The organism is Pseudomonas sp. PME37.24/025, from assembly GCF_055556615.1.
Genome location: NZ_JBVHNK010000336.1, coordinates 1 through 259 on the forward strand (window position 1 = coordinate 1; position 259 = coordinate 259).

Here is a 259-nt window from a genome sequence, read left to right on the forward strand (position 1 = left end):
GCCCTCTTCGAGCTTTAATGAGTGCGTCTTTTTCAGTTTCAGTTAATTGATCATCTTTGCAAATCTCTTCTTGTTGCTGAATCTCCCGTAGCTCCTCAGGCGGATCAAATCGTTTTAATGATGAAGGTTGCCAATCTTTCAATAAATTTGCTTTATTTCCTTGTGGCGGATTTACCCCCAAAAAGAAATCCTTCACCTTTTCTTGAATGAGATCAAGTTTATGCATCTCCTGAGTAGTGACTAACACTCTATTCTTATT

At 38.2% G+C, this 259-nt stretch carries 1 protein-coding gene; it reads right to left on the reverse strand.

Going from position 1 to position 259, the window contains the following annotated elements:
- Positions 1-247: hypothetical protein (locus tag ACZ3HH_RS30615; protein WP_465810415.1), on the reverse strand; the 247-nt coding region annotated here is incomplete at its 3' end.
- Between the last annotated feature and the right edge of the window lie 12 nt (positions 248-259).